Source organism: Rhodococcus sp. 5G237 (assembly GCF_053764735.1).
This window is the reverse complement of record NZ_JBSNCD010000003.1, coordinates 182,081-197,600: the sequence shown is the minus strand read 5'-3', so window position 1 is coordinate 197,600 and position 15,520 is coordinate 182,081. Positions and strand designations below refer to the sequence as shown.

7 protein-coding genes are annotated in these 15,520 nt (G+C 61.8%); 4 read left to right on the top strand and 3 right to left on the bottom strand.

Annotated elements, in window-relative coordinates:
• Nucleotides 1–8 precede the first annotated feature (8 nt).
• Together pglX and ACWPOC_RS07620 are read right to left on the bottom strand one after the other, a co-directional pair.
• The gene (gene pglX, locus ACWPOC_RS07625; protein WP_455408324.1) at nucleotides 9–3,602 is read right to left on the bottom strand and encodes a BREX-2 system adenine-specific DNA-methyltransferase PglX; all 3,594 of its coding nucleotides are present in this window, start codon (nucleotides 3,600–3,602) and stop codon (nucleotides 9–11) included.
• On the bottom strand, nucleotides 3,602–7,720 hold the full coding sequence (locus ACWPOC_RS07620) for a protein kinase domain-containing protein (RefSeq protein ID WP_455408323.1): 4,119 nt from the start codon (nucleotides 7,718–7,720) through the stop codon (nucleotides 3,602–3,604). Before ACWPOC_RS07620 ends, pglX begins: the two co-directional genes overlap by 1 nt.
• Before the next feature lie 490 nt (nucleotides 7,721–8,210).
• Between ACWPOC_RS07620 and ACWPOC_RS07615 the strand changes: the two genes are divergently transcribed.
• The 4 genes from ACWPOC_RS07615 to ACWPOC_RS07600 all read left to right on the top strand — a co-directional run bounded on the left by ACWPOC_RS07615 (nucleotide 8,211) and on the right by ACWPOC_RS07600 (nucleotide 14,633).
• Nucleotides 8,211–9,719: an ATP-binding protein gene (locus ACWPOC_RS07615; protein ID WP_455408322.1), complete on the top strand. Its 1,509-nt coding sequence runs from the start codon at nucleotides 8,211–8,213 to the stop codon at nucleotides 9,717–9,719.
• A 92-nt stretch (nucleotides 9,720–9,811) separates the two neighbouring features.
• Nucleotides 9,812–12,781 carry a Z1 domain-containing protein gene (locus ACWPOC_RS07610; protein WP_455408321.1) on the top strand — a complete coding sequence of 990 codons (2,970 nt, stop codon included), beginning with the start codon at nucleotides 9,812–9,814 and terminating at the stop codon, nucleotides 12,779–12,781.
• A 77-nt stretch (nucleotides 12,782–12,858) separates the two neighbouring features.
• Entirely contained in the window at nucleotides 12,859–13,809 is a 951-nt protein-coding gene (locus ACWPOC_RS07605) for a hypothetical protein (RefSeq protein ID WP_455408320.1), read from the top strand.
• 113 nt (nucleotides 13,810–13,922) lie between these two features.
• The gene (locus tag ACWPOC_RS07600) at nucleotides 13,923–14,633 is read left to right on the top strand and encodes a hypothetical protein (protein WP_455408319.1); all 711 of its coding nucleotides are present in this window, start codon (nucleotides 13,923–13,925) and stop codon (nucleotides 14,631–14,633) included.
• Between the two features lie 86 nt (nucleotides 14,634–14,719).
• Here the strand turns inward: ACWPOC_RS07600 and ACWPOC_RS07595 are convergent, their stop codons facing one another.
• Entirely contained in the window at nucleotides 14,720–15,490 is a 771-nt protein-coding gene (locus tag ACWPOC_RS07595; RefSeq protein ID WP_455408318.1) for a replication protein, read from the bottom strand.
• Between the last annotated feature and the right edge of the window lie 30 nt (nucleotides 15,491–15,520).

The window sequence follows — 15,520 nt, the reverse complement described above, 5'->3', positions numbered from 1 at the left end:
GGGGAACACTACTTGCCTGCCTTTCCGGTTGCTGCCTTGCGGCCGCGGGTCTTCTTCTCAGGTCGCCACGCCGGCAAATCTTGCACCGGCACACCGACAGCGGCGGATTTCTCGGCGAGCTGGGCGGTCAGGTACTCGGCGAGATCGACTCCGAGATTCGGGTCGACACCGGAGTGCCATTGTCTGACCCAGGGCAGTACCTCGGCGATGCCGGCAACGACGGGCACCAACGCAGTCAGTGCCATGCCTTCGGATTCGCGCATCGCGTAAATGGTGGCGAGCGCCAGTCCTTGCTGCGCGTGGTTCCAGCCCGCCCATCCGAGTAGCGGGGTCGGATCGGTATCGCGGCCGGCATCGGGATACAGGATGAACCGTTCTTTCGGTACGTCGAGCTTGCCGCGGTGCGACCAATACGAGGACTTGAGGAAGTCGGCGCTGGTGTACTTCGGCGGTACGGGGATGTCGGTAGCTTTGATCAGACCGGCGTCTTCGTCGCGCTGCAGATCCCACACCCTTTCCCATTCGGCGCGCTTACGCAGACCGGACTCCTTGTAGCGCAGGGCAGCCAGGTAGGGGACGGCTTGGTCGGAGAGCAGCTTGACCAGAGTTGCAGTGACGGGTGCGTCCTTCTGCCCTGCCCAGAGATCCAGGGCTTCGATGAACTCGGGGTTCTTTTCCGCATGTCCGGCCAGTTCGCTGACCGACCGGGGGAGCGGGGTGCCGTGCGGAGTGAACCACAGAGTCGGATCCTCGAGTTTGTCGAGCAGCCAATCCCGCAGGGCGCGCTGCAGTTTCACGTCCCATGAATCACCCGCCCAGCGGCGCTTGTATTCGGGACGCTCGAGCAATCGTATGAACGGATTGGATTCGATGGCGGCGAGGCGTTTTTCGACCAGTTCCCGGTACTCGGTAGACCAGTGCCTAGGGAGTTCGGTGATCGGAGTCGAGCCGTGGCGAGCGAACCATTCGGTTTCGGCTTCACCGGCCGCGATCTTGCGGGCGAGCGCGATCTCGAAGGCACGCTCACCCAATGCGATTCCGGGTGCCTGCCCGGCGGCCAGGGTGAGATCTTCGTCGATCAGCCCGTAGTGGCGGTAGACCTCCCAGTCGAGTTCGTCCTGTTCGGCGATCATCAACGCACGAAGGCGAGAGTGCTCGGTGCGCGCGGCATCGATGGCAGCGCGGGTAGGGCCTACGATTTGGATTGCTGCAGTAGGTTCTTGTGCGGCAAGTTGCCGTGCCAACGTGTCGAGCAAACGCGCACGTTCGAGCGGGACTTCCTTCGTTAGCGGGAAGTCCTGGAGGGTGGTGCCGGTGAACTCGTACGTATGTGACCAGGGTTGATCAGCAGCTCCGCCTCCATGTCCGCCGCCACCCTTCTTCTGGCTATTCTGCTTGAGCCAGAAGCACGCGGTCGAGCTGTTGAGGGTGCCCAGCAGCCGCAGGTGATCATCCTCGCTCGCCCCCTCCGGCAACTTGATCACCGGTGCGGACTGCTTGAACACCTTGCCGCCACGGTCAAGGACGAAGTGGTTGTGGGTGGCGACGAAGGCGAAGGTGATGGAGAGTGGTGTGCGGAGTTTGCGCGAGTAACTCTCAAGGTGGACCCACCACGGGAGGGAACGTTCGGACAGTGTTTTCTCGAAGACCTTTCGTGCAGCCAGTAGTGTTCGCAACGGCCACAGAAATGAAACAACTGTCGAATCTTGCTCAACTGGAACAGAGTTTGCTGGATCCGAGTAGGGGTTCAAAGCATATGTGCGAGCGGCGATAACGTAATCGCGTACGTCCTCGCCCGTAACAAAATGACGGAAAGGAAGAGTGCCTGCGGCCCGCCGCACAGTTGAGTACGGATAGAGCCATCCGTCATCCTCTCCAACTACCGTTGTTCGTCCGATCTCATCGCTTACGGTGCCTACGACTTCGAATTTTGCGCTGTCGATCGCCGAGAGTGTTTCGACTGCACCACCACCACTAAGACTCCACGGGTGCATCCGGAGGTTCTCGCGAGGAAGGTCGGTTATCGATATCCACTGGTCTTCGTAACCAGGAGAATCCACATGATCAGCGATTGACGTCCATACAAGACCCTCAGCTGGATTGATCGGCGCGCCAGGTTCGCCTTGTATACCGAGGGCAGCGCGGACAGTGGCGTGAACCGCAAATTGGTTCCGGCCGACGACGATGACCGTGGGTGTACCGTGGCCGGGAATATATGCCCCGGAGGTGTCGGCGACCAAACGCAGATCCTTGCGGCTCAGGAAATCCTCGATGAGCGGAACGCCGAATTCACGTTTCATGAATGAGTTGGAGGTTATCTGGCCGACCCAGCCGGCGCGCTCACCCGATTTGGCCAGGTCGAAGAACTTCTCCATGAATGGCACAGTCAGTGCATATTGACCTTTGCAATAATGGTAAATCTCACGGTAACGGGCGTTGAGGGCCTTGTCGCTAACCACGATATAAGGAGGGTTGCCCACGACGGCGTCGTACTGCCCCGGTGCAAGGATGCGTCGCAGTACTTTCGCGTCTTCGGTGCTGTATGTGAAACCCGAAGCAACAGCGTCTTTATCGAATGCCGAATCGCCGAAGTCGAATGCCTCCTTGCCGCCCTGCTCCGGTCCGTGCAGTAGCGAGTCGCCGGCCGCGAGGTTGAGGGTGAACTTCGGCGCATGGACCAAAGACGGCTCGTCACACGCCTTCATCGCTGCGACGATGAGTCGGAACTTGGCGATCGCGACCGCGAACGGGTTGAGGTCTACGCCGTAGACCGAGGCGAGCGCGTTGTCGACGCGGCTTCGCAACTCGAGGCTCGGGGCGTGGCGGTGCCAGCGTTCCACGAGCCGATCGAAAGCGCCGAGGAGGAAGTGCCCTGACCCGCAGGTAGGGTCGATGATCTTGAAGCCTTCGAGCGGTCGATCCTTCAACGCAGGTTCGAGGGTCTGATCAAGGATGAACTCTTCGACGAACTCAGGCGTCTGCAGCAGCGCGTACTTCTTCTTTGCGAAGTCCGACAAGTCCTGGTACAAGTCGCCGAGGAATCGCGTCGAGAGGCTCTCGTCGCGGAACGACCACACCAACTCGCCCGCGTCGTCGGTCCGGCGCCAGAACCCGAGCAGTTGCTGTACGGCGTCGGAGGACGGGGAGATGATGTTGAGCGCGGCGTGCTCGTCGACCAAGGCTTGGGTGGCGGGGTTGCGGCGCAGTGCGTCGAAAGACTGCTCGAGCCACTCGCGGTAGGAGCAGTCCTGGTGTTCGCGGTAGAAGGCGTTCTCGGCGTCCACCGCCCGCTGCCGCAGGAGGGGAGTCGGGCCGGCGATCCACACCGCGGTGTCGCCGAGCAGCAGGTTGTCTTCGCAGAACCGCACGAACACGGAAGTCAGCAGCCAGCCGACGGCGGCCTGGGTGAGCTGGTCCTCGGACCAGTCGGTCCATGACGTGGCGGTGCGCTGTTCACGGACTGCTTCGCGGTGGGTGGTGCGCCAGTTTTCGAGTTCCTGCGTGTCGGCGTTCAGCCGTGCCCGCATGTCATCGACCAGCAGGGTCAGTTGCGGCTTGAGTGCGGCCGTCAACTGGGTTCCGGCGATCGTGGCCAATGCCATCAGGCGTGCTCCTTCACTGTCGAATCCTTGGTCTGTGCTGCCGCGCTGAGGAGCGCCGCTACTTCTGTATCGTCGATCTGCGCGAATTGTTCCGGGCTGTTGATCGGCAGCCTCGTGCCGTCCACCTTTGATCCGGGACGACCGCCCGCTTCGTTGCGTTGCGGCACCAGCGCCCACACGGCGTGCGAGGGCGGGGTGGTGAGATCGGTCCATTTGCCGAGTATGTCGAGTTGTCCGTATGCGGCGAGTGTCGACAGATCGGTGAGAACCACCGGACCGCCCGCCGCCGAGACCGCCTCGACAAGCGTCGGAACTGCCTGAGCGACGAAACCTTTCAAACCCTCGCGGTCGGCGGCAGCACCGGCATCAGCGGCGAGAATCATGTTCCAGTCGATGCCCGCGGCCGCGGCTTTCGAGCGCAGCGAACTCAGAAGAAGTTCCGTCACGTCGATGTGGGTGGCGCCGAATCGCGCGACCAGCGCCGCCGCCACGCTGTCGGACATACCCAACGGCACACCGAGGGCCCGGAACGTTCGTTCCTGCACGCTCGAGGTCAGGAGGTACTCGATATCGGAGGTGCCGTGCTCGCGGTGCGCCGGAGCTGGGGTGCGGGTGTGCCGTGTCGGAACATAGGACGCCGCGGCCTCCTCCTGCGCGAACTCGTAGCGACCACGCAGCTCGTTCCACTGCATGTCCGGTACGAGCGACAGCACCACCGCGTCGAGTTCCGGACGGCGGGGCAGCGACTTCGCCAACGCAGGAAAACGGGCCGCGAGACGCGATTCCAGTTCGGGCCGGCCGAAGGCATCTGCCGCGGAGAGACCGCGCAGCAGCATGCGCAATGCCTCGAGGACCGGCATCGAGCGCGCATGCAACTCGTCACGAGAAGACAAGGCGACCTGCGTCGACGCTGCCGCAGCAATTCGCAGCAGAGCGTGGCCCGGAATTTCCACATCCCCGGCAGCGACATCCAGTAGTGCTGCCGCGGCATTGCGCAATGCCGACTCGGACTCGGCGGGGGCGACCAGCAACGATCCCTGAGCCTGCGCGTCGTCCACCAGCGCTTCGGCGCGCGCAGCGAGCACCGCCGGAAGCTTGCGTGAGACCGAGGGTGTCGAGATCATCGCGACGGTGCCCGAACCGTGCCGTCGCACCATGTGCACTGCGGCAGTGGCCGCGCTCTCCTCGTCGTTCTCGGCGCGGGGAGGTGACGCCAACAGGAGCCGTAGCACACCGAGTGCCGTCCGCTGTGGGTTCTCTACTCCGTCGGTGTGGAGACCACCGGCGAGCGCTTGTGCAAGCAGATCAGGGGTCGAGGCCCCGCCGGACGATTCGAGCAGCCTGACCATTTGCTCGTACAGGTCCTCCACCGTCGCCGCGAGCTGCGGATTCTTCGCCCACAGCGACGGGAACTCGCCGAAGATCTGGGCGATACGACCCGAGGAGACACCGGCACGCGGCGCCACCATCTGGTAGGTGATGAACGGATCGTCGGTGCTGTTGGGATGAGACCCGAGAACCAGTTCCACGACCTGTCGACGGATAGCCGACGGTTTCGTTGCTGCTGCGCGAGCGAACTCGTCTGCCAGCGTTGCAAGCGAGGTGTACGTCGCGGTGGAGCCGAGTGGCTGCACCGGTTCCGAACCGGACGGCGGGGTGCGCTTCTTCTTCCGCGCCGGTGCCGGTTCGGTTACCTGCGCTGCGAACACGGCGGCCCAGGCATCGCGCATGGCGGACGCGGTATCGAACCGCTTCTTCACGTCGCGAGCCAACGCGATCCGGAAGAACTCCGCCAACGCATCGGCACGTGTGGCGCTCATGCCTCCGGCCGTGAAGTCCTCCGCCGAGACGGAGACATCGTCGTCGAGCACACGCGGATCGCTCAAACCGTCCCCGTATACAGGGGTTCCGGAGGTAGCCATCTCGTACAACACCACGGCCGCCGAATACCGTTCGGCCGCCGAATCGTAGGAGGTGCGAAGTCCGGTGCCGAGGAACGGATCCCGGTACGGCGGGGTGCCCGCGTCGATCTGCTCGACGGGAGCGCGCGACAACGAGAAGTCGAACAGCGCGAGCCGGGCCTTCGCCTTGGCCTTCCCCTCGGGCTTTGCCAAGCCCAGGTTGGAAGGTTTGAGATCGCGGTGAGTGATGCCGGCCGCGTCGAGCGCGACCACCACGTCGAGGAGTTCCTTACCCCACGTGCGCAACTGCGCTTCACCCAACGGGGTGTAACGAACGACGTCCGCGAGCGTCTGCTCGCCGCAGTTGCTCAGCAGCAACGCTGTGCGGTGCGCCAGCTCGATCGGTCCCTCGATGAGCTCCACCACGCCGGGTACCGGCGGGGACTGGCGGGCGAGCTCACTAAGCACCAGCGCCTCGTCGTGCAGCCGTTCCGTGGCCGCATCGTCGAGACCCACCTTGAGGACCCGGAGTCGGTCGTCGTGCTCCCGGTCGGTGACCAGCACACCACGTGCAGTCGAACCGGCTCCGAGTACCCGCACGACGTCGAAGCGGCCCCCGAGGAGGGCCCCCGGAGCAGGGTTGAGCGGATCCACCTCCGGCATCTCGGACGTGGCCAACCGATTGTGGCGGTAGTCGGAGAGCGCGGCGACGAACTGTTGCGCTCCGAACTCGGGACGGCCGGTCTTGCGGTCCGTCTTCATACGCGACGACACCGACGGAGCCGTTGCCTGCAGCACCAACGCGCGCAAGGTCTCATCGACGAACCCGCCGCCCGATGCCGCGAGATCCAGACCCTGTTCGAGACGCAGCCGTTCGAGCAGCGAGGACCTGTCGCGGGCCGGGGCTTGCCCACCCGAAAGTAGGTAGTAGGCGAGCGCACCGAGGGAGAACACGTCCAGCGCCAGCCGGTCGGCATCCGGAGCCCACCGATCCTCCGGCGCCTGGTACACCGCGTCTGCCGGGGCGCTACCCGGCGCGACCGCAGTGCCGAGCATCGTCGCCGACCGGGTATCGCCGGTGTGCACGCGGCCGGCCCACGACCAGTCGGCGAGGCGCACACGCACCTCGCCTCGATCGAGAGCATCGGTGTGGACGAGCACGGTGCTCGGCCCCAAACCTCGGTGCGCAACGTGGTTGCGGTGCGCGTAGGCGACGGCCTCGGCGGTCTGGGTGAGGATCAGCAGCTGCTGCTCCGCGGTGAGCGTGCGCGTTGCAAGTGCCAGGTCCAGTGGCTCATAACCGGGGATGTCCGGGTAGACGATGACGGTGTTGCCGTCGTCGTCCTGAACCAGATCGCGGGGCGCGACGATCGCGTCGTGGCGCAGCGAGGAGAGCAGCGAGAACTCCCGCTGCATCCGCCGGTGCGAAGCCGCGCGGGCCTGCACCGGGGTGCCGCGATGGAACGAAACGATGCGGGCACGTGCGCGTTCTTCGGTGCCCTTGTGGGTGGCCGCCCATTCCTGCCAGTCGTCGCCACTGGCCAGGGGAGTGCCGGTGATCGTCCACGACCCTGCGTCGCGTTCTGTGCGGCGGGCGATACCCAGATTCTTCAATGCGAGGGCGATGATGACCGACAGATCCTCGTCGACCCGCTTGGTCTCGGTGGGTGGTTCCAGCAACCGGGTCGAGATGCCGGGCAGACCGGTCTCGTCCTCGAACCCGTCCGGACCGAACAGGCTAGACTTCGCCAGGTCCGGCATGTCGGCCTTGAAAGGGGCTCCGTGTAGAAACACCGATTCCTGCACGAACGGGAGCGCGCGTTGCACCTTTCCGACGTTGAGGCCGGCCTCTTTCGCGACCTTGAGCGCTTCCTCCTGGATACGCGTCGCAAGGCGCTGCGCTTTCCGTCGAGTGAGCAGCAGTGGCGATCGTTGCGTACGTGTCTTGCCGCCAAGGGTCGTGCGCACCCAGTTTGTTTCTGTGCCCTGTAGGACGCCGGTGTAGTGCTTGAGTTCGACCAGGTGTAGCCGGCGGCGCCCAAGAACCAAAGCGTCGATCTCATGCCACTGCCCGTGGTTGTCCATGAACTCGAAGTTCGTCCATGCACGGTATGGGGATGCCTTGGGCACGATGTACCGGAGCATCGCCAGACCGTCGGTCTCGTGCGCAAACGCCGACTTCGAGACCTCAACCCAACGGTCATCGCCTTGTGCCACGTCACCGCCTACTTCTCGGTTCGATCGCGGCCGAACTAGGGTCGCGCAGGTTTCGCAGGCGAGGGTACCAATTGTTCGGTTCTCGAAGCACCGTGCCACGTGAGGCGACTTCACGTTGATGGGGTACCGATGCCAATCGCCTCCCTGTGCTGGCTTGGCGCGGATTGTCTGCTATCTCTTATTCGACACTTGCGGTATCGCGTCGGGGCGCTCCGCACGATGGAAGGACGACTGATCGAGCAATGCCCGACGCTGGAACGACGCCCTGTCGAAGAATATGGTTGTGCGCTCGAACCGCACCTGAGGCGAGCGCGAACGGTGGCCGCGTGTGGACCTTCGCCGGCGGCGTTCGCACTGTCCAACGCATCGTCCTTACGGCGCTTACCGCGACGACCAACACGGCTTCACTCGCCGGAGGAAACGTGACGTCCGAGCCACAACGGGCGCGCAGCAAGAACGGTGCCAGGGAAGACCACGAGGAGGGGGCGACGTGGCTGAAGATGACGTTGTCGACGTAATCAAACTCAAACCGGACGCAGGTTTCGTCAGAAGTCTTGGTGCACACCACACCCTGCCATCGGCAATCGCCGATCTCGTCGACAACAGCGTCGACGCGAATAGCGATCGCGTGGTGATTCGGCTACTGACCAAGAAGGACCACCTCGTACAGGTCGAGATTGTGGATAACGGCCGAGGAATGAGCGAAACCGAAATTGACAAGTCCATGACGCTCGGTCACCGCCGCGAGTACGGCGGGAGCGATCTTGGTCACTTCGGAATCGGGATGAAGGCGGCGTCCCTCAGCCACAGCGATGTCCTGACGGTGTGGTCGCTGTCCGAAGGATCGCAAGCCGTCGGTCGTCGTATCCGACGTGACGATTTCGCTAGGGACTACTCGTGTGAGCGATTGACTCAACGCGCCGCCAGTGCCGCCGCCAGACGTCGCGACCACATCGTGGGGTCGAAGCGGGGGACCAGCGTGGTGTGGACTGCCTTACGCGATGGGGTCTACAGCGGTTCCAACCGTGAAGAGGCCCAGATCTGGATGGCTGACATCGAACGCACCATCCGTCAGCACCTTGGTGTCACGTTTCATCGCCTCATATCCAGTGGGGCGCTGCGCATCGAGATCCTCGTGGACGAGCTCGATGCCGCCGACGGAATCGGCACACCGGTCGCCCCCGTAAACCCGTTCGGGTATCCCACTTCAGGCAGGCCAGGTTATCCGAAGACACTGGTGGCCGACGTGGCAGGGAAAAAAGTCCAGGTCACCTGCCACATCTGGCCAGCCAAGCGCGACGTTCCCGGTTTCCGCATCTTCGGCGAGCAGGGCCAGCACTTCCAAGGGTTCTACATTTACAGGAACGACCGTCTGCTGCAGATCGGCGGTTGGTCCAACATGGCATCGAAGTCGATGAAGCGGCAACTTGCGCGGGTAGTCATCGACGACCCGAACGCCGTCGGCACCTTCCTTACGATGAACCCCGAGAAGTCGGGACTGCGTTTCGAGCCTGCATTCAAAGCAGCACTCGCCGTAGCCAAGTCGAAAGACGGAACGACCTTCGACCGGTACCTCACCGACGCCGAGACCGCGTATGCCGAAGGTAGCAAGAGAAGCCGAAGAAGGCAGCCCGTGATCTCCCCGGACCGAGGCTTTGCGCCTGGCCTGCGACGCGCGATCAAAGCCGAGCTCCCTCTCAAGCGTGGAGAAAACCTGAAGATCCTGTGGAAGAGGCTTCCACGCGGCGAATTCATCGATGTCGACTTCAAGGAACAGACGCTCTGGATCAATCAGAGATACCGACCTCTCTTCGCTCCGGAAGGCGGGAGCATGAACGACTCGCCGGTGCTGAAATCGCTGCTCTTCCTTCTCACGCATCAAGTCTTCGAGGGTGCGCACCTCGGACCGAAAGACAAGGACAACATCGCGCTGTGGGGAGCGATCCTCGGTGAAGCCGTCGAACTCGAGCAAGCTATGCGCGAGGGCGCGAAAGACTGATCGCCGACCACCGTCGAGAAGCACCCGAAAGCTACAAATTCCGTATTGCCGCTTCACGGAGCGTTCCCGATCAACGCACACTAGGAGAGTTAGTGATCGATCTATCCGTGCAGCCTGAGTGGTCAGATGCTCTGAAGAACGTACTCCACGCCCTGGCGAACCAGGAGCCTCGTCCGCTGATTCCTGCGATCGGGTTTTTCTACAACGGTCGCATTACCGAACCGGAGCTCGTCGACTTCATCAAGAACGCGCCGAGTCACAACAATGCACTCATAGCATTACGCCTAGCCCTTGCAGAATGGGACGGGAGTGACAAGCTCAACATATTGGACTCGGAGGGTGTCCAAACCTACCCCGGAACAGAGCAGCGTCGTCGTGCAGTCATCGCGGCCCTGGGGCTGTCGACGAACGCCGGGGACGTCATAAATTCGTGTGTACCCATCCACCGTGAAGGAACCGTGGTCATCTCAACGGATTTCGAGCCTTGGTACGACGAAGCGCGAACCAAACGCGGAAGTATGTACTGGGATGACTACAAGAATTACCTGCATGAGGTGAAGAACTGGCCCACAGACTCGATCACCGATCTCGAACGAAGCGCGAACAAAATCGTCGAGAGACTGGCGGATCCGACCCGCCCGGAGATCAAGCAAACCAAAGGCCTTGTGGTCGGCTACGTCCAAAGTGGAAAGACCGCGAATTTTACAGGCGTCATCGCCAAGGCGATCGACGCCGGATACCGACTCGTCGTGGTCATGACTGGAACGATCGAAATTCTTCGGGCGCAGACCCAACGCCGCATCGATATGGAACTCATGGGCGTCGAGAACGTACTGGCAGGCCAGGACCCTAAGGACCCTGACGTCGCGAAAGGCCTCGACTACCAGAACGACGAAGACTGGATCAATGATCGCTTCGTTCGTCACACCGAGCGGGCTCTCAATCAACCAGGAGTCGCGCGGATCCGACGGGTCACGACACATGGTTCCGATTACAAAAGTCTTCCGCAGGGTATGTCCCAGTTGCGGTATGAGCGCCACGATCGGACGAAACCGCTCAACGCGGAGGAAAACCTCTTCCATACCGACGCGTACGTGGTCGTGGTGAAGAAGAACCAGGCACCACTCAAGAAGTTGATCAAAGATCTGAAGCCACTGAGAAACATGCTCGATGAGCTTCCTGCGCTGGTCATCGATGATGAGTCAGATCTGGCTTCTGTGAATACAAAGGATCCGAAGAAGTCGACTGCGCGAACCACGATCAATAATCTGATTACCGAGATCCTCGAAATCGTTCCACGCGCGCAGTACGTCGGTTATACGGCGACTCCGTTTGCAAACGTATTCATCGACCCAGACGACGTTCGCGATTTGTTCCCGTCGAACTTCGTCCTATCGCTTCCGCGGCCCAAGGACTATATGGGGGTTCAAGAGTTCCACGACATCGAACCTGACTGGGAGGCGAGGAAGAAGACCGTCGCGACCTCGAACGAACTCGCGTATGTCAGATCTCTTCAAGGTGATCCCGACAGTGATCAAGCACGGCGAACATCAGAGCTCGCCCGTGCACTCGACGCCTGGGTTCTCAGTGGAGCTATCAAGAAGTTCCGCGAAGCACACCCCGAGGTTGGGCAGCCTAGGGAGTATCGGCATCACACAATGCTCGTTCACGAACATACGAGCAACGCCACCCACAGCGAAGCTGCTGATCTCGTAGAGTCTCTCTGGGGCAAAGGTAAATTCACGTCGAGCGCGGGGTTGGCGCGTCTGAAAGCTCTCTTCGACAGCGACTTCCACCCTGTGATGCTGGCGCGCAAGGATGGCGCGGTACCAGGAACTTTTGATGATCTCAAGCCATATGTGGCAGCGGCATATGCCGAGATGACGAGTGCAGGAACGGTACCGGTCCTGGTCGTAAATTCGGACAAGAGCATCCAAGACCAGCAGGAAGCACTGGACTTCGATGCGGGAAAGGTATGGCGCGTACTCGTCGGCGGGACAAAGCTGAGCAGGGGGTTTACCGTCGAGGGGCTGACCATATCCTACTTCCGACGGAAGGCCGGACAGGCTGACACTCTGATGCAGGCGGGGAGGTGGTTCGGTTTCCGGGACGGGTATCGCGACCTTGTGCGCCTCTACATCCGACGCGACGAAACCGTCGACCTGTACGAAGCGTTCGAAGCTCTGTTGCTCGACGAAGAAGCATTCCGCGACGAACTCGCCAAGTACGAAGGGCTGGACGAGGAAGGCAAACCGATCGTCGAGCCTTGGCAGATCCCACCGCTCGTCAGTCAGCATCTCCCGTGGCTCAGGCCGACTGCACGAAACAAGATGTTCAACGCCGTGATCGCCGCACGCGCGTCGGTCGGCTCGTTCCATCAGTTGTCGTCGATACCGCCGCGAAGTGCAAAGGGCGAAAATCAATCGAATCTCGCGAACGTCATCATCCCGCTCTTGGCGAAGACGACGAGTGCAGTCGATCTCCCGTATGTGGCGGACGGCGTGCGTAGCGTCCAGCCGGCGAAGATTGGCTTGATATCCGCCGAGGAGTTCCTGAGCTACTTCGATAGGCACACTTGGCATCCTGACTACGCGTCCGTCATCGAGCCCTTGCGGAAGTTCATTGCGTCAGCGATGGGGAAGAAGCGGATCGTGGATTGGGCAATTATCTGGCCGCAACGGAAGACAGACGCTGGCCGGAGGCTCTGGATCAGCGAATTGGGGCTGGAGGCTCCCGTCTTCAAACGTGCTCGACGATCTGCACCGCGTATCGACTTCACGGGTGAAAACAAGAGAAACATTCTCGCTGCTGAGCCTATTCCGGAAGGGCTGCCGGTGCCGGTGCTCGGCCAAAGTAAGACTCGTGGTGTGGTCGTCATCTCGCTCGTCGCAGACATAGCAAACGACAACGAAAATGTCGATATCGGGCGCAGTGACGTAGTCGGATTGATGTCGCTCCGCGTACCCGATGAGTCCGTCAGGAACAAACGTGACCTCATCCAGTACACGGTCGTTGCTGCAGATCAAGCGAACGAGATCGTAGTGGACGGCCGGAGAAGCTAGACAGACTCTCTAGAACTGTTCGTTCGGTAACCGCAGCGTTGAGGCTGCGATCCTCACGCGTCGAAGGAAGTAGTGGAGTGTCAATTCGATCAGAAGTCACGGCCTGGCTGGCGCAGTCCAAGCAAGCCGACTATCGACGTATCGTGGGCAACGACAAGTACGACGACAATCCTGCGTCCCACTACAGTTGGGACAGTTCGGTGGTGCATCACCAGGAAGTTGGTGTCGGCGACGTCATCGTGATCTGGGACGAGTACCTTCTCGGAGTTTCCGTGATCGATCGGATCGAGACGGGGACGGGGACCAAAACAACATCCAAGTGCCCGCACTGTGGTCGATCCAATGTCGTTTCGAGGAAGCACAAACTTCCTGTTTTCCGTTGCGATGACTGCCGTGCTGAGTTCGATGAACCGGTCTACGGCAAGAAAAATGTCACTACCTACCGGGGCAGCCACGACCAGGCATGGATCGACCTCGAAGGTGTACTGGACGGAAAGTCCCTGCGATCGCTCTGCGTGTATCCGCGGGAGCAGAACAGTTTTCGCAAACTCAAGTTCGAAGAGTTCCGAAGGGCATTGCGGTCTGCCACCGACGGGGATCCTTTGCGGATCCTCGACGAGACGATTGAACAACTGTCGGCGCAGTCCGCCGGGAATACCAGGGTTGGTCCGGTTCGTGTGCGCACAGCACGAGCCTCGATGCGCGCCCGACTTCTTGCAGAGTACGGGCCGCGTTGCGCAGTAACAGGTCCCGCACCCGAAGCTGTGTTGGAAGCGTGTCGTCTTGACATCTACTCAGTGCCAGGTAAGTCGGTAGACCAGGGTGGGCTGCTGATGCGGCGGGATATCCACAAGTTGTTCGACATGGGTCTTCTCGTCGTTGACGGTGCAGGTATCGTCGACATTGCCGAAGATATTCGTGCTTATCCCGCCTACGAAGCACTCCACGGCAGTCGCGTGGACATCGAATTCGACTCGAAGCAGAGTGAGTGGTTGAGGCTGCACCAGGAACAATGGCGGAGTCGATGAAAGCCTAACGCGCGGGCCGTATCTGTGGCTTCCTTCTGAGGCGCTCGAATGCCTAGAACTTCGACCTACGGAATTTCGTGGACCTTCAGAAGATAGACAGGAGACAGTAAGGGATGGTGTTTGAGGTGCGCGCCACCCATGCGGTGACGTCCACAGGGGTACGGGCGTGTGAGGTGCATCCCGACGTCTTCGTCGATGAAACGGGACGGGTGTTCTGGACAGGGGGCGGGGCGGCGAGAATTTGGGCGGACGTGCCGGTCGACGTTGCCGCAATCGAGTCCGGAGAGGAAGACGACATCTTCGTCGTCGAGGATGACGTTGTCGAGGTTGCGGCCGACTGGGTCGAAATGCTCCGGGGTGACCGGCAGGCCGAAGAGCGGATCGCGCAGCGGCGTCGCTGTCGCTGGTCTCTGCCGGCTGGGTCGGCGACGGACGCTCTCCTCGACGTCGAGGGCCGTTTGAGGTCGTGGGATAAGCGGACGGTGGAGTTCGAGGTGCGGGCTTCCCATTATCTCCGTTCAGGTCGTGAACTGGTGTGTGAGGTCTACCCTCACGTATTCGTCGGTCAGCGGGGTGGCGCGATATCGCGGTATGCCGGCATGGCTATGCAGCAACCCGGTGACATCGTCGACCCGTTGCCTCCCGACACTCAGAAATGGATTCGGATCAGGGGGCTGCAGCAGGCTGCGAGCTGGGTGTCGACCGTGGCAGACATCGGGGACAGTTTCTGGCTCGAGCAGCACGGTGCCAAAAAGCGCATTTCGGCACCGCCCATCGGTCCGGTGGGGCCGGCAGCTTCAGGGCGTCGGCGACTGGCGGGCTGATCGAGGATCCGGACGAACGCCGGGGACGTTCGCTGCCGGAACCGATTGAACAGCTTGCGACACGACCGGAGTCGTCCGTTGCCCCCTCACGCCGCCTGACGTGCTCGGCAAGGACACCTCACCGCCCTGCCGTGCTCGTCGTCCGGTAGCCACCCGTACTCGTCGCACGCTCCGCACTTCGCCGGTCGGATCCGTGGAACGGACAGTCCCTGCCACATCGGTAGCCACGCGTGCGCGTATCGCATCGGATCGCTCGCGCGGTGTGCCGCCTTCGCTGCCGCCACCAGCGTCGGGACACCGTGCGTCGCGATCAACGCTTCGATCGCTGCTACGGCATCCGGCCTGAGGTACGCGAACGTGGCTGTCAGTCCGGATTGCTTACATGCCGCCGCCAAACGGGCGACCTCGGGACTGTGCGATGCGTTCGAGACCCGGGACGTGCGGTTGGTTTCCGTCCTTGGTGAATCAGTACTTAAAAGACCGCCTGGCTCTCCGATGTCCGCGCTGCCGCGGGTCGGATTTTCAGGCCCCGGCTGGACGTGCGGCTCCTCGTAGATCGTCTGAATGGTGATCCACTGGCCACGCTCGTTCTGAATCTTCTCTCGAATGAGGTAGCCGAGTTCGGCAAGCTCACGAAGGGCAGAGCGGATGGCGTCGCGACCTTCCTTCGGTGACTGGCCGGCGATCGAGTCGGACCGGGTTCGCCAGTCGTCCGGCTTGGACAGCAACCAGATGAGCACACCGCGTGCTCGGAAGGACAGGCGCTCGTCGTTGATGACGGCGTTGCTGAGGATGGTGAAGTTGCTGGCCAGGCGCGGTCCACGACGCACGCCGCCAGCCAGGGTATTCTGGCCCACGTTCGACTCCTAACTAGTCGGACACCCGGC